Source organism: Myxococcus sp. CA056 (assembly GCF_013336715.1).
Taxonomy (GTDB): domain Bacteria; phylum Myxococcota; class Myxococcia; order Myxococcales; family Myxococcaceae; genus Myxococcus; species Myxococcus llanfairpwllgwyngyllgogerychwyrndrobwllllantysiliogogogochensis.
In genome coordinates, this window is record NZ_JABUMT010000001.1 from 759958 (window position 1) to 779727 (window position 19770).

The window sequence follows — 19770 nt, forward strand, 5'->3', positions numbered from 1 at the left end:
CGTGAAACATCCGAGACAGACGACTGTCCGTTCGCGCACTCGTGCCCCTCGGCCTCCGCCGGGACATGCTCGAGCGTCACTCCTGGAATCAGGGCTTGGGCCCCTTCAACCGCCTGCCCCCGCGAGCACATCCACCACGCAAAAGAGACCCGCGCTCGCGGCTCGCGGCCACGCCGTCCAGGGGGCGCGGACAGTTACGGACAGGATGTGTGCGGACGAGCCCGGATGTCACCGCGCGTCCTTGGGAACCTTTCTCACGGAGAGGGTGTCTGGCGCGCGGGGCCGTATCGGGAGGTGGATGTGGAACGCGCGCGAGTCCGGCGGATGCCGGCCTGGATGGGTTGTGTCTTCGCGGTGGCGCTGATGCTGGGTGTCTCGGGGCGTGCATTCGCGCAGGAGCAGTCCCTCCCGCGCGCGAAGCCCGATGCGGCCCTGGAGAACGCCGCCGTACTGGGCCGCGTCTGGGGCACGGTGAAGTACGTGCACCCCGCCTTCGCCTTCCGCGCGGTGGACTGGGACGCGGCCCTCGTGGAGTCCCTCCCGGGCGCGCTCGCGGCGAGCACCCCGGAGGCGCTCGCCACCTCCGTGAGCGACATGCTGCGCCGGCTGGAGGATCCACTCACCCGTGTCGAGCGAGAGCCGGGCGCGCCCCCATCCCCGCGCGAGCCGTCCGGCCCGCTCTCCCGCTGGTCCGGTGACGTGCTGGTGCTGGACCTGGACCGGCGCTTCTCCAACTTCAACGCGCTGTATCCGGCGATGACGGCGCTGGGGCCGGAGCTCGAGCGCGCGCGCCGCGTCGTCATCGACCTGCGCGCCAGCGGACCCGATGAGGCCATCTGGATGGAGCTGGCGCTGGGCTTCCTGGAGCGCTCGCTTCCGTCGGACACCGTGACGGCTCCCGCCGAGCGCTTCCGCGTGTACTCCGGCTTTCCCGTGCAGTTGGGGCCCAGCTCGGGGGGCTACAGCGCCTCGGTCGAGACTCGACTCGCGCGGACCTTCACGCCCGCGCCCCGGACGCCGAAGCGCTCGCTGGTCCTCCTCGTCAACAGCCGCACGCCCCTGTCGCCGTTGCTGCTGGCCCTGCTCTCCTCGTCACGCACGCGCCTCGTCGCGCAGGGCGCGCTCGATGAGTCCTCCGCCGTGAAGACCCGCACGGTGCCCTTGCCCGGAGGCCAGCGCGCGGTGGTGCGCGCCTCGGAGCTCGTGTTCCCCTCGGGCTCATCGGGGCTGCGCGCGGACGTCACCGTGCCCGCGAGCGCGGACGAGGGCGACACCGGCCCCGCCTTCCAGGCCGCGCTCCGGCTGCTGCGCGCGGGGACTCCGAAGGCCTCCGCGCGCGTCTCGGCGAAGGACGCGGTGCTCCCCACGGGAGGACCGGACGACGCCTACGAGGCGATGGCGTATCCCTCCGAGCCCTACCGGCTGCTCGCCGTCGTCCGCTTCTGGAACGTGATGCGCTTCTTCCATCCGGACCCGAAGGCCCTGAAGGACTGGGACGCGGTGCTGCCGGAGTTCCTCGGCCGCGCTCGCGCGGTGGAGGATGCGCGCGCGTACACGCATTTGCTCTACACGCTGTCCGCGCGGGTCTCCGACGGCCACGTCTTCATCGCGGAGCAGGGCCAGCCCCTGCGCTCGCTCGCCGAGGCCACCGCGCCGCTCGTCCTGCGCTCGGTGGAGGGACGCTTCCTCGTGTCGGAGCTGCCCGTGCCCGAGGCCGCTCGCGCCGCCGGCATCGGCGTGGGGGACGAGGTGGTGTCCATCGACGGCGAGGCGGTGGCCACGCGCGCCGCGCGCTTCCGGGAGCTGCTCGGCGCCTCTCACGACGCGGCGCGGGCGGAGCGCGTGGCCAGCCTGCTGCTCGCGGGCGCGGACGGAAAACCCGTGGAGGTGATGCTCCAGGGCGTGGATGGACGCATGAAGGAATCGCGGCTGCCCCGCTCGCGCGACTACCTCCCGTTCCTCCGTCCCCCCGTCCAGGACGACGCGCCGTGGAAGCGGCTCGACAGCGACGTGGGCTACGTGGACCTGCGACGGCTGCGCGCCGACTCGGTGCCCGGCATGTTCGAGGCGATGAAGGACACGCGCGCCCTCGTGTTCGATTTGCGCGGCTATCCACAGGGGAGCGCGTGGGCGCTGGCCCCGCGCCTCAACACGCGAGGCGCCACCGCGTCCGCGCTCATCGCCCGCCCGCTGGTGGAAGCGGGAGAGGCCCGCGAGGTGCGCTTCCCCGCCACCCTGCCCTCTGGTGACGGGCCTCGCTACGCGGGCCGCGTCGTCGTGCTCATCGACGCGCGGACGCTGAGCCAGGGCGAATACACGGCGATGATGATTCAGGCCGCGTCTGGCGCGCGGTTGGTGGGCAGCGCCACGGCGGGCGCCGTGGGCGACACCACCAACGTCTGCCTGCCCGGCAACGTCTGCGTCCTCTTCACCGGTCAGCGCTTCGAGACCCCCGACGGCCGCACGGTGCAGGGCGTGGGACTGCGCCCGGACGTGGAGGTCCACCCCACCGTGCGCGGACTGCGCGCCGGACGCGACGAGGTGCTGGAGCGCGCCCTCACCCTGCTGCGCGAGGCAGGTGGACGGTGAAGACGGAGCCCACGCCCTCGCGGCTCTCCACCTCGATGCGACCGCCCATCGCCTCCACAATCTGCCGGCTGATGTAGAGCCCCAGACCCAGCCCTCCATAGTGCCGGTCGCTCACCGCGCGCTCGAAGCGACCGAACAGCCGCGGCAGGTCCGTCTCCGAGATGCCGATGCCCTCGTCCCGCACCGACAGCCGCACCACCCCGTCGCCGGCCTCCGCCGCGGTCACCTGCACGGGCCTGCCCGCGCCGTACTTGGCCGCATTGGTCAGGAGGTTCACCAGCACCTGGTCCAACCGCAGCGAGTCCCACCGGCCCTGGAGCGGCTCCGGGATATCCACCCGCACCGAGCACCCCGCCACCGCGAACACCTCTTCCATCCGCTCCACCGCGTCGCGCACCGCCTGCCCCAGGTCCACCTCCGTGGGCTCCAGCGCCAGCCGCCCCAGCGACACCCGGCTCACGTCGAGCAGGTGGTCCACCAGCGTGGCCAGCCGCTGCACCTGTCGCATCGCCGTGGAGAGCCGGGGCGCCACCTTCTCGCGCGAGTCCGGGCCGAGCGCGCGGTCGATGAGGCCGTGCTGGAGCTTGAGGCTCGTCAACGGCGTCTTCAGCTCGTGGCTCGCCACCGACAGGAACTCGTCACGCAGCCGCACCGCCGCCTGCGCGTCGCGGTACAGCGACGCGTTCTCCAGAGCCACCGCCACGCGCCGCGCCAGCTCCTCCATCATCGACACGTCCGACATGGCCAGGGGCCGCTGCGGCGGCGACGTGCCCAGCGTGATGACGCCCAGCGTGCGCCCGCGCGTGCGCACCGGCACCACCAGCAGCGACGCGGGCCTCAGGGCCTCCAGCAGCGCGCGCTGCTGCTCGGAGCGCTCCGCCAGTCGCTCGCACAGGGCCGCGTCCACGTCCGGCACGAAGCGCGGCTCACCCGACTGGAAGCACTCGCGCGACAGGGACAGCGCGCCCTCGCCGCCCAGCACCGAGAGCACGGACGCGTCCCGCGACGGCTCCTGGTGCGCGGACGCCACGCACCGCAGGGTGCCGTCCGGCCCCACCAGCTCCACCAGACAACTGGACGCCACGCTGCTGGCGGCCACGCGGGCCACGTGCTCCAGCGTCCACTCCACGTCGTCCAGGTGCTCCGCCAGCGCGCGGCTCGCCTCCAGCAGGAAGAACAGCCGCTCCTCGGCCTCCTTGCCCATCTGAAGCGCGTGATGCAGTCGCTCGCCCCGCTCACGCAGCGTCCCGTACAGCGCCGCGCGCTCCAGTGCCTGCGAGCACTGGTGGGCCAGCGCGTCCAGGAACGCGCGCTCCAACGGCGGGAACATGCGCGGCTCACCCCACGCCAGCACCACGAAGCCCAGGATGCCCCGCTCGGTCAGCAACGGGAGGAACGCGCGCGAGCCCTCGCCCAGCGCCGCCACGTCGCTCTCCACGAAACCCGCCGAGGGGAGCAGTTCCTCCAGTCGGGAGAACCACTGCGCCTCGCGCTGCTCCGCCGCGCGCGCGAGCACGGGCAGGCCCGCGACACGCTGACCATCCAGGCCCTCCATCCACGCCTGTGAATAACCGACGGAGCCCAGCACGCGCAGGCACCCGTCGGCACTCAGCTCCGCGATGGCGACCCGCGCCGCTCCCGAGGCCTCCAGCCCGTCGCGCACCATCACCCGCGCCACGTCCTCGGCGGTGGCCGCGCGCGACAGCGCCGCCGTCACCGTCTGCAGCCGCGCGGAGAAGGACTGGGCCGTGCGCGCCTCCTCGTACAGGAGCGCGTTGTCCATGGACAGGCTGGCGCGGCGGGCCAGCTCCATCGCCACCTCCAGCTCCGGCGCATCGAAGGACACCTGCTCGTCGCCTCGCACCAGCGACACGGCGCCCAGCACCCGGCCCCGCGCCAGCAACGGCAGCACGAGCCCCGCCCGGATTCCCAGGCGACGGACCACATCCAACTGCGCGGGCTCTCGCACCATCGCCGGGAGCATCTCCTCCGTCACCACCGGCATCACCACCGGACGTCCGGTGCGCAGCGCCTCGGAGATGCCACCGGGTGACACCAGGTCCACGGGCCGCAGTCGGGACAACTCGTGCACCAGCGCCGTCTTCTCCGGCTCACGGTGCGCCGCGGCCACCCGCTCCACGCTCCCGTCCTCCGTGATGACATCCACCGCGCACCAGTCCGCGAGCACCGGCACCGCCAGCTCCGCCAGTCGGTGCAGCACCGTGCGCCACTCCAGCGACGCGCCCAACAGCTCGCCCGCGCGCGACAGGAAGGCCAGGCGCGCCGCCTCGGACGAGGCCGCCTCCACCCCATGCTCGGGCTCCGGCGGCGCCGGGGTGGGCCGGGGTTTCCCGGCGACATCGAGAGAAGCTTCAGGAGGAGAAATCGGCTCGGCGGGCATGCAGGTGGACCACGATGGAAGAGAAGCGCCGCGCGACATCAGACCCCGAGCTAAAAGCGTCCCGGACGCGGCAACAATGCCGCCCGTCTCCGCGGACGGGGAGACTGTCCAGTGTCGGACCCGCGGGACGTTGAGTGCCTTTCGAGTGAAGGGCTCCGCGCGCGGCGCGTACGGAATGACTCGGGCCGGGAGGTCGCTGACTCAGCCCACGTCGGACGCCATCGACGGGTTCCACCACACGGCGCCCTTCCCATCGATGGCCGCCTTCGCGCGCTCGCGCACGTCGGTCAGCTCCTCCACGGACAGGGGCCGCGCCGAGTGGACCGCGCCGAGCGCCGCGTCCTGTTCGTTGGGGTGGCTCATCCCCATCAGCATGACGTCCGGGTCCAACGTCAGCGTGTAGTGCACGCACTCCTCCACGCTCAGGTGCGGCAGCACGGGCGCGTCGCGGTCCTCGCGTCCGCCAGAGCCCACCTTGCCGCGCGGCCGGGCCTCCAGCGGTCGGCCATAGCCCTCCGTGTCGCCCAAAAGCTTGCCCGCGCCGAACGTCTTGAACGACACCACGCCCACGCCGCGCGAGCGCGCCAGCGGCAGCACGTCCCGCACGTAGCGAAGGTCCACGAAGGGTCCCAGCGGAAACATCACCACGTCGCACAGCCCGGAGTTCACCGCCGCGCGCAGCACGTCCGGGTGATGACTGGAGATGCCCCGGAAGCGAGCCTGCCCCGCGCTCACGCACCGGCCCAGTTGCTCCAGGCCGCCGCCCGGAGAAGCCAACCGCTCCCACGCGGCCAGCTCCGATACGGCGTGGAAGGCGAACAGGTCCACCGCCGCGTGGCCCAGCCTCCGCAAGCTGGCCTCCACCTGCGGCGCCACCGGGGCGTCGAGCACGTCCACCTTGTCGATGAGGAAGACGCCCTCGCGCCGGCCGCGCAGGGCCTCGCCCACCACCTCCTCGCTCAACCCCTCCTCGTAGTTGGGCGCGGTGTCGATGACGTTCAGCCCCGCGTCCAGCGCGCGGCGCAGCGTGGCGACGAGCGACTCCCGGGGCGCCGAGCGGTCGGCGATGTCACCGATGCCCACCGCCGTGGCGACGAAGCCGGTGCGGCCCAGCGCGCGGCGGGGCGTGAAGCGGGGAAGCGGATTCGCGGACATGCCTCCGGTTGTGCAAGAGCGCCCCTCACGTCGTCAAGGCGCTCGGCGCGGGAAGGTTCAGCGGAAGGGACCGGAGACCTCGAACGTCACGCCCGCGTTGCTGGAGTTCGTCGCCCCGCGCTGCGAGCTGAAGTACAGCCTGCGTCCATCCGGGCTGAAGGCCGGGCCCGTGAGCTCCGAGCCCGCGTGGCCCAGCACCCGCAGGAAGCTGGCGACGATGCGCTGGGGCCCCGGGGTGATGAGACAGATTTCCCGGTTGTCGCCGTCCTCCGCCACGAACAAATCCCCCGAGCGCGACACCACCACGTTGTCCACGCCCCTCAGCGGCGAGCCCGGATACAGGGACGCGGCGTAGATGACCTCCAGCTTCCCCGTGGCCGGCGTGTGCGCCCACACGCGGTTGTCGCCCTTGGTGGTGACGTAGATGACGCCGCCGTCGTACCAGCAGCCCTCGCCGCCGTTGAACACCGTCGTCCGCGCCGCCACCTCCGGCTGGAGCGACGCCGGCTTGTTCGCGGCGCAGGCCACCCAGCTCACCGTCGCCGTTCCCGTCAGCGCATCCCCCGTCACCCGGGCCGCCTCCAGCGTGCCCGCCGCCAGCACCGGCCACGCGGACGGAGTGAAGCGGTACAGGCGCCCATTCGGTTGGTCCTCCGTCAGGTAGAGCCGTCCACCGTCCGGGTCCACCGCCACCGCCTCATGGGGGAACGTGCCGAGCGCGCCGCGCACCACACCCTGCGAGGCCTTGGCCGGGTTGCACTCCCAGACGCGCCCGCCGCTGTGCTCCTCGCACGACAGCCACGTGCCCCAGGGCGTCGGTCCTCCCGCGCAGTTCATCCGCGTGCCGGACAGGATGCGGTACGCCGCCACCACGCTCCCGCCTCCGCTGAAGCGCAGCGCGCTGGCGCCCCCGGGGAGGCCCTCGCTGTTGGACACGTACACCCAGCCGCCGTCCGGCCGCGCGAAACAGGCGCCACCGTCCGGCGCGGTGTGCCACACGTAGCCGGTGTTGCCGACCGTCTGGCCCGAGCGGGCGATGATTCGCGAGGTGAAGCCCGCGGGCAGTCGCAAGCCGTTGACATCCGCGCTCCCGGACATCGCCCCGTAGGGACTGGGCCCCGACTGGGCCGGCGCCGCATAGGCCTCCTTCCAGAACGAGGGGCCCCAGGCGAGCGCTCCACTTCCGAGCGCGGAAAGACGAAGGAAGCCACGGCGACTCAGACGCATGTGTGGGTTCTCCTGTGCGAGCAGGAAAACCACCCACCCCTCCCCTCACAACTGAACGCGAGGCGAGCGTGAGGCCCGCGACATCACCCGCGTCGACTCGCGCGATTCTTGTCCCAGATGGCGTAGAGGATGATGAGGAAGGCGACAAGCCGCGCCACGTAGAGGTAGTAGCGGCGCTCGTCCAACGAGTCCATCAGCGACGACACCGCCGAGTTCGCGCCCAGCAGCGCGAAGGCCACCGCGAAGAAGCCGAACAGGCGCTCGTGCGACTGCTTCCAGAAGCGCAGGAAGAACAAGGCGCACGCCAGCCATCCCATCGCCGTCGCACCGTTGAGCATGGACCTGAGCATGGGCGAGCTACCTCACGAGGCGTCCCAGATGAGGCCGAACAACAGGATGGAGACACTGGCCAACGTGGCCAGCAGGCGCGGCATGTACAGGTCGATGGTGGTCGGCAGAATCACCAGGTCCACGAAGAGCAGCACGTTGCTGACCGCCATGCCCACGAAGCACAGCCCGCTCCACAGGAGCAGTCGGGACTGGCTGCTCTTCCAGGCGCGCAGCAATAGCACCGCGCACGCCACGCTGGTCAAGGCACAGAGGATGTAGACCGCCTCAGCCATGGTCGCCGTCCTTGTCCTTCTTGAGCACGAAGGCTTCCGCGAAGCCCCGGACCTTGTCCAACGGCCGGGAGAAGATGAAGGAGATGACCGTCACCCGCCGCGCACCGTACACCGCCGCCAGCTCCGTCACCGCCTGCACGTCTTCGGAGCTCTCGGGACTGAAACGATAGACGGGCACGGCTCCGCCGTCGCTCACCAGCAACCTGCTCGCGGTGAGGTCCGCCAGCCTCGCGGCCGCGGAGGGTTCTGTGATGCGCAGCTCCAGGCTCACCGATGACGCGGTCCACTCCCGTCCCGGCTGGGCACGGAGCAAGAGAAGCACCTCCAGCTTCTCCAGCGAGTCGATATGCGTCGTGATGAAGCGCTGGACCCGCGGGGGTAGTCCGGCGTCGCTCACGAAGCCAACATGCTCCCGTTATTTTGTGCGTCAACCTTTTCCTGCACGGGGGTGTTCAGCTTCGGTCGCGGGGAGGTCCTTCGGCTGGTCGCTCCGCATCGTGGGGAGCGGGCCCTGTGCGGCCTCCTGCTCCGTCGGCGTGGAGACGGGGGGCACCAGGTGTCGCAGGCCCTCGACGAGCTGCTGTGTGGCGCTGGGGCCCGTCACATCGAGGAGCGCGAGCAGCACCGTCTCCGGATGCCCGTACATCTTCGGCAACAGCGTGCTGTAGGCGCGCACCGAGCCCCGCTGCTCGCCCAGCTCCCAGTCCACGTGAAGCCCGTGGAGTGTCTCGCCCCGGGCCGCGCGCATCAGCGGCTGCGCATCCTGGGGCAAGGGGTCGCCATCGCGTCCCCGGACGATGACGCCTTCATGCAGGCCTGGGGCTTCGCGATACGCCAGACATCCGCCGGCCAGTCCCTGGGCGGCCCGGTTGGCCAGCAGGGTGTGGCCGCTGCCCGGCTCCACCAGGGCCAGGGGCGTGGGCAGCGCGGCGAGCACGGCCTCCAGCCAACGCTGCTGGTTGCGGTGCGACTCCATCTCCCGTCGCAGGTGCTCCTCGCGCGTCCGGGTCCGCTCCGCCTCCATGCGCCGGTGGGCTTCCGCCAATTCGCCCTCGTGCTCGCGCCGCTGCGTCTCGCGCAGCGCCTCCGCCTGACGCCGCACCAGCTCCGTCTTGCGGAACAGGTCCACGAAGACGCCCACCTTGGAGCGGAGGATTTCCGGCTCGTAGGGCTTGAGCAGGTAGTCCACCGCGCCCACCGCGTACGCGCGCAACTCCGGGAGCTGGCCGCGCGACAAGGCGGTGAGAAAGAGGATGGGCGTGTTGCGGCTGCGCTCGCGCTCGCGGATGAGGCTCGCCGTCTCGAAGCCGTCCATGCCCGGCATGACGACATCCAGGAGGATGGCGGCGAAGTCCTGGGTGAGAAGATGGCGCAGCGCCTCACGGCCACTTCGCGCGGAGACCAGCTTCTGCCCCAGCGGGGCCAGCGTCGCCTCCAGCGCCAGCAGCCCCTCCGGCTGGTCGTCCACCAGGAGGATGTGGACGGGCTCCATGGAGAACACGGGGCCGCGCTCGCGCGAGGGCGCGGCGCTCATGGCTGCACCCGGCCGCGCGACACATAGGCCAGTCGCGTCAGCCACCCTCCCACCTCGGCGAGAGACAGGCGCTCCACCTCGCCCTCCTGTCCCTCGCCGCCGTCGGACTCGCCCATCACCACCGCCACGCGTCCGCCCCGGCCCCGCAGGAAGCTCAAGCCCTCCTGGCCGTCGTCGTGGCCGGAGAAGAGCAGCCCCGCGGCCGCGGCGCCGTAGCTGTCCGCCGCGGACTCGAAGAGGGCGTCGATGGCGGGGCGGCAGCCGTGCTCCGGCGACTCCACGGACAGCGCCACGCAGCCCCGGTCCACCAGCAGGTGGTAGCCCCAGGGCGCCAGGTACACGCGCCCCGGCACCAGGTCCTCCTTGTCATCCGGCTCCACCACGGGCAGCGCGCAGCGGCGCGCCAGCGGCGCGGCCAGCACGTCATGCGGCCCCCGGTGCAGTACGACGACGACGGGCGCCGGCAGGTGCGCCGGCAGTTGGGAGAGCAGCGTCTCCACGTCCGCGCCCGCGCTCCGGGGCGCCCCCACCACCAGCAGCCCCACGCTCATGACACCCTCCGGAAGATGCGACCGCTGCCTTCCAGCTCCTCGTAGGCGGCGACGTGTGGAGTACGCGCCACCGACTCCTTGCGCCCCAGACACAGGAAGCCGAAGCGGGCGAGGCTCTCGTACAGCCGCGAGTGCACCCGGTTGTGCAGGGCGCGATTGAAGGACAGCAGCGTGTCCCGACACACGATGACGTGGAACTCGTTGAACGAGCCGTCGATGGTCAGGTTGTGCTGGGTGAAGAAGATGCCGTCGCGCAGCCTGGGGTGGAGCAGCGCCCAGTTGCCGTCGCGGGTGTAGGAGTCGGACAGCGAGCCCCGCCCACCCGACTCCGCGTGGCGGCGCGCGTCGTCCTCGCCGGGCAGTGGCAGCACGCCGGTGCGAGCGTCCGCCAGCAGTCCCTCGCTGGCATCGGACGCATAGAGCCGGCAGCGGCTCCACAGGCCCTCCTCGTGCAGGAGGATGGCCAGGGCATAGGTGTCCTCACCGGTGCCGCAGCCCGCGTGCCAGACGCGCACGGACGGCCAGGTGCGCAGCACGGGCACCACACGCGTGCGGAAGTCTCGGAAGAAGGCCGCGTCCGAGAAGAGTCCGGGCGGCGTGCTGGAGAGCGCGCGCAGCAGTCCCTCCAGCGCCTCGCCGTCGTGCAGCACGCGGGCCTGGAGCGCGGAGAAGGACTCCAGGCGTTCCTCGCGCAGGTGGCGCCGCAGCCGCCGCAGCAACCGCGGCCGGGAGTGGCTGCGCAAATCGAAGCCCCAGTGTCGGGCCACGCCCTCCAGGAGCAGGTCCGCCTCCAGGGCCTCCAGCGCCGCGACCGAAGCGCCCGCGCTCACCCGGAGACCTCCGTGCGCGAGCCACGCGCCTGGGCGCCTCGCGGCGCGTGCAGCCACACGCGCAACAGGCTGAGCAGCTTTTCGATATCCACCGGCTTGGTGATGTAGTCGGACGCGCCCGCCTCCAGGCACTTCTCCCGGTCCCCCTTCATCGCCTTCGCGGTGAGGGCGAGAATCGGCAGGTGCGCCACGCGCTCCATGCGGCGGATGGCGCGCATGGCCTGATAGCCGTCCATCTCCGGCATCATCACGTCCATCAACACCAGCTCGATGTCCGCGTCCTTCTCCAAGAGTCCCAGCCCCTCGCGCGCGCTCTCCGCGAAGGCCACCTTCATGCCGTAGCGCTCCAACACGGTGTTGAGGGCGAAGATGTTGCGCACGTCGTCGTCCACCACCAGCACCTTGCGGTTGACCAGCAACGGGTCTCTCTCGCGCGCCTTCTCCAGCATCCGGCGCTTGGACTCCGACAGGTTGGCGGGCGAGCGGTGCAGGAACAGGCTCGTCTCCTCCAAGAGGCGCTCGGGGCTCTGCGCGTCCTTGACGACGATGGCCTCCGCCACGCGGCGCAGCTCCGTCTCCTGCGCGCGCGACAGCTCGCGGCCCGTGTAGACGATGATGGGCGGGCCCCCCGCGCCATGCACCTCGCGCACGCGACGGATGAGCTCCGTGCCGGGCAGGTCCGGCAGGCCCAGGTCCAACACCATGCAGTCGAACCTGCGCTCCGCCAGCGCGGCCAGCGCGTCCGCCGCTGTGCCCACCGCCACCGTCTGCACGTCCTCGCTGCCCAGGAGTTCCTGCAGCGTCTGTCGGTGGACGGCGTCGTCCTCGACGATGAGCAGGCCCCGGCCCTTGCGCTCCACGAAGTCGCGCAGGGAGGCCAGCGCCGCGGCTGCGGCATCCGGGTCTGCCGCCGCGCGCAGGTGGCCGATGGCGCCCAGGTTGAGCGAGCGCTCGCGGTGGTCCTCGTCGGACACCGTGTACACGGGCAGCGCGCGAGTGCCCGCGTCGTGCTTGAGCCTGTCCAGCACCACCCAGCCCGCCATCTCCGGCAGGTCCAGGTCCACCGCCACCGCCACCGGCCGCGCGTTGCGCACGGCGTCCAGCGCGCCCTCCACCTCCGTGGAGACAAGCACCTTGAAGCCCGCCCCCTGCGCGGCCGCTCGCAGCCGCGCCGCGTGTTCGGCGGCGTGGGTCACCGCGAGCAGCACCCTGTCACCGGGCTGGATGGAGCCCCGGTCGTCGTCGATGCCCAGCGACGCCAGCGAGACGGGGGGCGTCACTTCCTCGATGTGGAGCGGCGGCACCAGGGAGGCCGTGTGGGCCAGGGCGGTGGCCGCGGGCACGGGCCGCGAGGAGTCCTGTCCCGGACGGTCCGCGACGAAGTCGAGCGGCAGGTACAGGGTGAAGACGCTGCCCTGGCCCGGCTCGCTCTCCAGTCGGATTTCGCCACCGAGCAGCCTCGCGATTTCACGGCTGATGGACAGGCCCAGGCCGGTGCCGCCGTACTTGCGCGCGGTGGAGCCGTCGGCCTGCTGGAACGCCTCGAAGATGATGTGGTGTTTGTCCTTGGGGATGCCGATGCCCGTGTCTCGCACGGAGAAGGACACCACCGAGGGCGCGGTGGAGAGCACCGGGTGGTCCGCCGTCCAGCCACCCCGCGCCATGCCGATGTCGAGCGACACGGAGCCGGACTCGGTGAACTTGAAGGCGTTGGACAGGAGGTTCTTGAGCACCTGCTGGAGCCGCTTGGCGTCCGTCTCCACCTCGCCCGCCATGCCCGGCGTCAGGTCGATGTCGAACTGGAGGCCCTTCTTGTCCGCCACCTGCCGGAAGGTGCGGTCCACGAACTCGCGCAGGTCGCTGAAGCGCAGCGGGCCCACGTCCACCGTCATGGTGCCGGACTCAATCTTCGACAGGTCGAGGATGTCGTTGATGAGTTCCAAGAGGTCCGCACCGGAGGCGTGAATCGTCCGGGCGAACTCCACCTGCCGCCCCGTGAGGTTGCCCTCCACGTTGTCGCTGAGCGTCTGGCTGAGGATGAGCAGCGAGTTGAGCGGCGTGCGCAGCTCGTGGCTCATGTTCGCCAGGAACTCCGACTTGTACTTGGACGTCAGGCTGAGCTGCTCCGCCTTCTCCTCGAGCGCGCGCTTGGCCTGCTCGACTTCGCCGTTCTTCCGCTCCACCTCCGTCTTCTGCTCGGAGAGCAGCTTCGCCTTCTCCTGAAGCTCCTCGTTGGTGCGGCGCAGCTCCTCCTGCTGACGCTTGAGCAGCTCCTCGGACTGCTGGAGCGACGTGGCCTGCTGCTCCAGGCGCTTGTTCGTCTCCGTCAACTCCTCCTGCTGCTTGCGCAATTCGTCGGTGAGCGCCTGCGACTGCTTGAGCAGCGCCTCCGTGCGCATGTTCGCGGCGATGGTGTTGAGGACGATGCCGATGGACTCCGTGAGCTGCTCCAGGAAGCCCAGGTGCACGTCGCTGAAGCGATGGAACGAGGCCAGCTCGATGACGGCCTTGATTTCCCCTTCGAAGAGCACCGGCAGCACGACGATGTTGCGCGGAATTTCTTCGCCCAGGCCGGAGGAGATGCGGATGTAGGTGTCCGGCACGTCCGACAGGAGGATGGGTTCCTTCTCCAGCGCGCACTGGCCGACCAGCCCCTCGCCCAGCCTGAAGGAATTGGAGAGCCCCTTGCGCTCCCGGTACGCGTAGGACGCCAGGAGCTTGAGAATCTGCTCTCCGGCCTCGGCGCGGTCGGAGATGTAGAAGACGCCGTGCTGCGCGTCCACCAGCGGCGCCAGCTCCGACAGGATGACCTTGGACACCGTGAGCAAATCCCGCTGCCCCTGGAGGACGCGGGTGAACTTGGCCAGGTTCGTCTTCAGCCAGTCCTGCTCCGTGTTCTTCCGCGTGGTGTCCTTCAGGTTGCGGATCATCTCGTTGATGTTGTCCTTCAGGGCGGCCACTTCGCCCTGCGCGGACACGGTGATGAACCGCGTGAGGTCACCCTTCGTCACCGCCGTGGCCACCTCGGCGATGGCGCGCACCTGCGTCGTCAGGTTCGCGGCGAGCTGATTCACGTTGTCGGTGAGGTCGCGCCAGATGCCGGCCGTGCCGGGCACGCGCGCCTGTCCGCCCAGCTTCCCTTCGATGCCCACCTCGCGGGCCACCGTCGTCACCTGGTCCGCGAACACCGCCAGCGTGTCAATCATGCCGTTGATGGTGTCCGCCAGCTCGGCGATTTCCCCCTTCGCGTCCACGACGAGCTTGCGCTTCAAGTCACCGTTGGCGACCGCCGTCACCACCTTGGCGATGCCGCGCACCTGCGTGGTGAGATTGGACGCCATGGAGTTCACGTTGTCCGTGAGGTCCTTCCACGTACCGGCGACACCCTTCACCTCCGCCTGTCCGCCCAGCTTTCCTTCCGTGCCGACCTCGCGCGCGACGCGCGTCACCTCCGAGGCGAAGGACGAGAGCTGGTCCACCATCGTGTTGATGGTGTTCTTCAGCTCCAGGATTTCACCCTGCACGTCCACGGTGATTTTCTTGGAGAGGTCACCGCGAGCCACCGCCGTCGTCACCTCGGCGATATTGCGCACCTGCGCGGTGAGGTTGGACGCCATGGAGTTCACGTTGTCCGTGAGGTCCTTCCATGTGCCGGCCACGCCCTTCACGATGGCCTGGCCACCCAGCTTGCCCTCGGTGCCGACCTCGCGCGCCACGCGCGTCACCTCGGACGCGAACGAGTTGAGCTGGTCCACCATCGTGTTGATGGTGTTCTTCAGCTCCAGAATCTCGCCGCGCACATCCACCGTGATTTTCTTGGACAGGTCTCCATTCGCCACCGCCGTCGTCACCTCGGCGATGTTGCGCACCTGAGCCGTCAGGTTGGAGGCCATGGAGTTCACGTTGTCCGTGAGGTCCTTCCACGTCCCACCGACGCCGCGCACCACGGCCTGACCGCCCAGCTTTCCTTCCGTGCCGACCTCGCGCGCCACGCGAGTCACCTCGGACGCGAACGAGTTGAGCTGGTCCACCATCGTGTTGATGGTGTTCTTCAATTCCAGAATCTCGCCGCGCACGTCGACGGTGATTTTCTTCGACAGGTCTCCGCGGGCCACCGCCATCGTCACTTCGGCGATGTTGCGCACCTGCGACGTGAGGTTGGACGCCATCGAGTTCACGTTGTCGGTGAGGTCCTTCCACGTGCCACCGACACCACGCACCACGGCCTGTCCACCCAGCTTGCCCTCGGTGCCGACCTCCTTCGCGACGCGCGTCACCTCCGAGGCGAACGACGAGAGCTGGTCCACCATCGTGTTGATGGTGTTCTTCAACTCCAGCACTTCGCCGCGCGCATCCACGGTGATTTTCTTCGACAGGTCGCCCTTGGCCACGGCCGTCGTCACGTCCGCGATGTTGCGCACCTGCGCGGTGAGGTTGGAGGCCATGGAGTTCACGTTGTCCGTGAGATCCTTCCATGTGCCACCCACGCCGCGCACCACGGCCTGTCCACCCAGCTTGCCCTCGGTTCCGACTTCACGCGCGACGCGAGTCACCTCCGACGCGAACGAGTTGAGCTGGTCCACCATCGTGTTGATGGTGTTCTTCAGCTCCAGGATTTCACCCTGCACGTCCACGGTGATTTTCTTGGAGAGGTCTCCATTGGCCACCGCCGTCGTCACCTCGGCGATGTTGCGCACCTGCGACGTCAGGTTGGACGCCATGGAGTTCACGTTGTCGGTGAGGTCCTTCCACGTGCCGGCGACACCCTTCACCACGGCCTGACCGCCCAGCTTGCCCTCGGTGCCGACCTCGCGCGCCACGCGCGTCACCTCGGACGCGAACGAGTTGAGCTGATCCACCATCGTGTTGATGGTGTTCTTCAGCTCCAGAATCTCGCCGCGCACATCCACCGTGATTTTCTTGGACAGGTCTCCATTGGCCACCGCCGTCGTCACCTCGGCGATGTTGCGCACCTGCGACGTCAGGTTGGACGCCATGGAGTTCACGTTGTCCGTGAGGTCCTTCCACGTACCGCCCACGCCCTTCACCACGGCCTGGCCGCCGAGCTTTCCTTCCGTGCCGACTTCACGCGCCACGCGCGTCACTTCCGAGGCGAAGGACGAGAGCTGGTCCACCATCGTGTTGATGGTGTTCTTCAGCTCCAGAATCTCACCGCGCACGTCCACGGTGATTTTCTTGGAGAGGTCGCCCTTGGCCACCGCCGTCGTCACCTCGGCGATGTTTCGCACCTGGGACGTGAGGTTGGACGCCATCGAGTTCACGTTGTCCGTGAGGTCCTTCCACGTGCCGGCGACGCCCTTCACCCGGGCCTGTCCGCCGAGCTTCCCTTCCGTGCCGACCTCGCGCGCCACGCGCGTCACTTCCGAGGCGAACGCGCCCAGCTGCTCCACCATCCCGTTCACCAGGCGGGCGGTGCGCAGGAACTCGCCCTTGAGGGGACGACCGTCCACCTCCAGCGCCATCGTCTGGGACAGGTCGCCCTTGGCCACCGCGCCGATGACGCGGCCCATCTCCGTGGTGGGCTGGACCAGGTCCGCCACCAGCGTGTTCACCGACTCCACGCAGTCCGCCCAGGAGCCCACGGCGCTCGCCACGTTGGCGCGCTGGGTGATGCGGCCCTCCTTGCCCACCCCGCTGCCAATGCGCTCGAACTCGTGCGCCATGCGCTCGTTGAGCTCGATGATTTCGTTGAGCGAGTCGGCCACCTTGCCGGCGTTGCCCACCTTGTCCACGGGCATGCGCACGGAGAAGTCCCCCTTGCGCACGGCGGTCAGCACACGCAGGAGCTGGCGCGAGTCCAGTGTGTCGGAGTCGTCCTCCACGGAGCGCGACGGCGGCGGAGGCGCGGCGCGACGAGAGACACCCTTCTTCACAGTCATTGAGAGCCCCAGCGCGTTCCCGCGAGCACAGCCCCCTCGGCTGTCGAGAACGGAATGTTTCGGAAGGGCTCCGTTCTCCCGCGACTCTCCGGGCGGGGATAGTCCCCTCGGGAGGGCCGGCTGACAGGCACTCGACACTGCGGCTTCGCTTCGTGAGCCAGCCGACACTTGCCCGCGGGTCTAGTGTCGCAGCCGGGGCGCCGGGGCCCGGACATGGACCTCCATGCGCGCATCCCCCGCCACCACGCTGCTCAAGACTTCCTGCTGCTCGGGAGACAGCCGCGCCACGGCCCGCAGCGCGGCCACCAGCAGCAGCGCCTCCACCGAGGACGGCACGCCCACGCCCTCAGGCCCCGTCTTCAGCGGCATGGGCAAGCGGGGCACCCGGCCCGCGGAGGCCAGCGCCTCCACGGCATAGGCCGGCGACGTGTCCAGCGTGACGGCGATGGCGGGCAGCTCCTGCGCCGCATCGGCCTGACCTCGCGCCTGCATCTCCATCAACATCTGGAGCGCGCCCGGCTTGAAGTACAGCGCCAGCCCCGCCCGGCCGTCGTCCATGTTGAAGACGCACCCCTCGAAGGTGTGCGTCAGCGGCCCTGAGACCGCCACCTCGAAGGGCTGGCTGTCGTCCCAGTGCGTCCAGGGCCGCGCATCCCAGTACTCGGTCGCCGCCTGGACGAAGAGCAGCGCCTTGTCCGAGCCCAGCGCGGACAACCCTCGCTGTCCCCACGCCAGGAACGTGGCGATGGCCGCGCGCGACGAGAGGGCCGCCGGGGGAGGCTCCGCCACCGCCACGCCCAACACCGCGCCCGCTTCCGCGAGCTGGGGTTCACACCGCACCCCGCCCAGGTCCTCCAGTCCCTCCAGCAACACCCGCAGGCCCGCGGTGTCGGCCTGCTCGAAGACGGGCTGGGACGGCTCGCCAGTCTCGGTGATGCGCAGATAGACCTGCGTGCTCCCTTGAGAGAGCGGCACGGGACCGAGCTTGAGCAGATAGAACATGGGGCCTGTCGGCGGCTTTCGCGTCAGCCGGAGAGAGCGCGCTTGCCGTCCAGGGCCTTGCGGACCTGCTTCATCAGCGCGGGAATGTCGAAGGGCTTCTGGAGGAAGGGAATGCCCGGGTACTGGGCCCGCAAGGCTCCCACGTCCACCGCGCTCATGCACAAGAGCGACACACCGGCCCAGTTCGGTTCCGCGCGGATGCGCTCGATGAGGGCGGGGCCGTCCAGCACCGGCATCATCCAGTCGGTGAGGACCAGGTCCGGACGCAGCTCGCTCATCCGCTCCAGCGCCTCACGGCCATGAGAGGCCGTCAGCACACGGTAGCCCTCCTCCCTCAGGAGGTCCGCGAGGGCTTCCAGGATGCCCTGCTCGTCATCCACCACCAGGACCGTCTCCATACGGGCGGGCTTCACTCCTCACGAATCAGGGATGGCCACCGGTCCGATGTCGGGCAAGGCCCGTCAACAGGGTGTCCAGGGCAACGTCGAAGGGAGGCAGCACCTCGATTCCTTGTCGGGAGATACGGAACTCCCGGATGGACGGGTCGTAGTCGGTGTCCCGCAGCTTGAAGATGGTCAGCAGGCGGCGAAGGCGCCCCTCCAGCTCGACGTGCCTGAGGAAGAAGAGGTTCTCCGCCACGGCGGAGGGGCCGACTTCCAGCGGCACATCGAGCGCGGGCCCGAAGAGGCGGGGCGTCTCCAGGCTGAAGATGGTCGTCGCGTACGACAGGCGCAGCTCCTGGGTGAGCGCCGCGAAGAACGACGCCATCCGCGCGCTGTCCGGCGCGGCCTGGCTCATCGCGCTCAACCCATCCACGAACACCCGTGTCACCTGGTGCCGCCGCACCGCGCTCAAGAGTTGGTCCGCCAGCACATCCAGGATGGATTCAGCGGGGGGTTGCCAGAGGATGTGCATCCTCCCGTCCTTGACCGCCCCACCCATGTCCATGCCGGCGGCAGCCGCCTTGTGGAGCAGCCGTTCGGGCGACTCATAGAAGCCCATGTACAAACAGCGCTCACCCTGCTTCAGCCCCTCGGCGAGCAAGCTGCTTCCCATCAGCGTCTTGCCACTGCCCGGAGGCCCGAGCATCAGCGACGTGGAGCCCTTGGCCAGCCCACCCGGGAAGAGCGCATCCATCGACGGGATGCCGAAATGCACCCGCTCGCTCCCCGGGTCCGGCGGCGGGGTGCGCCGCATGCGCGCCTCCAGCCGGGGAAAGACCTCCAGCCCATCATTGGAGATGCGGAAGGTGTGCACGCCGCTCAGGGTGGCGCCGCCCCGGAACTTGCGCACCTGGAGCTCTCGCCACGAGCGCACGCCCAGGGTGCGCTCGCGCAACTCCAGGATGCCGTCCACCATGGTGTATTCCGGATGGACGGTGGGGCCGTTGGAGCTGGTGAGCATCAGCGCGGTGAAGCGGGACAGGCCCGCGGACACCTGCAGCTCGTGGATGAACTTCTTGAAGTCGCGACTGCTGCCGGCCGCCTCCTGCGCCTGCACCAGACCGTCCAACACCAGGATGCTGGTGTTGTGGTTGCGCACCTCGCGCCGCAGCAACTCCAGCAGGCCGGGCAGGCCCTGCTCCTCCAGCGTGCGGAAGCCGCTGACGTAATAGACACTCTCGGGCAGTAGCGCGGAGTCGAAGAACGCCATGTCGCGCATGTTGGCGAGCATGCGAGCGTGCGACTCGGCCAGCAGCGTGACGTAGAGGCACCGCGCTCCTCCACGTCCCTGGTGGTAGCAGAGCTGGTTGGCGAAGAGCGTCTTGCCCGCCCCGGGCTCACCCACGACGATGTAGACACCCGAGGTGACGAGGCCACCACCCAGCACGCCGTCGAGGCCGGGCACGCCAGTGGTCACGCGCGCGTCCTGCCGCGGCGCTTGCTCGGAAGGAGACATGGACGGGCTCATACCGCAAAACCCGTCGTCCGCGCCCCTGGATTGGTTACAGGGTTCGA

Annotated in this window: 14 protein-coding genes; 1 reads left to right on the plus strand and 13 read right to left on the minus strand. The window is 69.9% G+C overall.

From position 1 onward, the window contains the following. The first annotated feature begins 300 nt into the window (after positions 1-300). Positions 301-2589 (plus strand): S41 family peptidase, encoded by a 2289-nt coding sequence (locus tag HUA76_RS46370; protein WP_174459950.1) that lies wholly within the window; start codon positions 301-303, stop codon positions 2587-2589. Here HUA76_RS46370 and HUA76_RS03095 read toward each other — a convergent pair. The 13 genes from HUA76_RS03095 to HUA76_RS03155 form a co-directional block, all read right to left on the minus strand. Further along, positions 2558-4990, minus strand: a complete 2433-nt coding sequence (locus HUA76_RS03095) for a GAF domain-containing protein (protein WP_174459951.1) — start codon at positions 4988-4990, stop codon at positions 2558-2560. The two genes, HUA76_RS46370 and HUA76_RS03095, sit on opposite strands and share 32 nt — an antisense overlap. Positions 4991-5191: 201 nt before the next feature. Continuing rightward, positions 5192-6145, minus strand: a complete 954-nt coding sequence (locus tag HUA76_RS03100; RefSeq protein ID WP_174459952.1) for an aldo/keto reductase — start codon at positions 6143-6145, stop codon at positions 5192-5194. A gap of 57 nt (positions 6146-6202) precedes the next feature. Then, positions 6203-7372 carry an alkaline phosphatase PhoX gene (locus HUA76_RS03105; protein WP_141641817.1) on the minus strand — a complete coding sequence of 390 codons (1170 nt, stop codon included), beginning with the start codon at positions 7370-7372 and terminating at the stop codon, positions 6203-6205. An 83-nt stretch (positions 7373-7455) separates the two neighbouring features. Beyond that, positions 7456-7722 carry a DUF5985 family protein gene (locus HUA76_RS03110; protein ID WP_141641818.1) on the minus strand — a complete coding sequence of 89 codons (267 nt, stop codon included), beginning with the start codon at positions 7720-7722 and terminating at the stop codon, positions 7456-7458. A gap of 12 nt (positions 7723-7734) precedes the next feature. Beyond that, positions 7735-7995 (minus strand): DUF5985 family protein, encoded by a 261-nt coding sequence (locus HUA76_RS03115; protein ID WP_141641819.1) that lies wholly within the window; start codon positions 7993-7995, stop codon positions 7735-7737. Next, positions 7988-8392: a hypothetical protein gene (locus tag HUA76_RS03120; protein ID WP_141641820.1), complete on the minus strand. Its 405-nt coding sequence runs from the start codon at positions 8390-8392 to the stop codon at positions 7988-7990. Before HUA76_RS03120 ends, HUA76_RS03115 begins: the two co-directional genes overlap by 8 nt. A 30-nt stretch (positions 8393-8422) precedes the next feature. Continuing rightward, positions 8423-9529, minus strand: a complete 1107-nt coding sequence (locus HUA76_RS03125) for a two-component system response regulator (protein ID WP_174459953.1) — start codon at positions 9527-9529, stop codon at positions 8423-8425. Beyond that, positions 9526-10080, minus strand: a complete 555-nt coding sequence (locus HUA76_RS03130) for a chemotaxis protein CheB (protein WP_174459954.1) — start codon at positions 10078-10080, stop codon at positions 9526-9528. The genes HUA76_RS03125 and HUA76_RS03130 overlap by 4 nt, the downstream gene beginning before the upstream one ends. Then, positions 10077-10910 (minus strand): CheR family methyltransferase, encoded by an 834-nt coding sequence (locus HUA76_RS03135; RefSeq protein WP_174459955.1) that lies wholly within the window; start codon positions 10908-10910, stop codon positions 10077-10079. Before HUA76_RS03135 ends, HUA76_RS03130 begins: the two co-directional genes overlap by 4 nt. Then, on the minus strand, positions 10907-16810 hold the full coding sequence (locus HUA76_RS03140; protein ID WP_174459956.1) for a HAMP domain-containing protein: 5904 nt from the start codon (positions 16808-16810) through the stop codon (positions 10907-10909). Before HUA76_RS03140 ends, HUA76_RS03135 begins: the two co-directional genes overlap by 4 nt. Positions 16811-16990: 180 nt before the next feature. Next, entirely contained in the window at positions 16991-17812 is an 822-nt protein-coding gene (locus HUA76_RS03145) for a hypothetical protein (protein WP_174459957.1), read from the minus strand. A gap of 23 nt (positions 17813-17835) precedes the next feature. Continuing rightward, on the minus strand, positions 17836-18210 hold the full coding sequence (locus tag HUA76_RS03150; protein ID WP_141641826.1) for a two-component system response regulator: 375 nt from the start codon (positions 18208-18210) through the stop codon (positions 17836-17838). A 25-nt stretch (positions 18211-18235) separates the two neighbouring features. Next, positions 18236-19711 carry an ATPase domain-containing protein gene (locus tag HUA76_RS03155; RefSeq protein WP_174457437.1) on the minus strand — a complete coding sequence of 492 codons (1476 nt, stop codon included), beginning with the start codon at positions 19709-19711 and terminating at the stop codon, positions 18236-18238. Positions 19712-19770 lie beyond the last annotated feature (59 nt).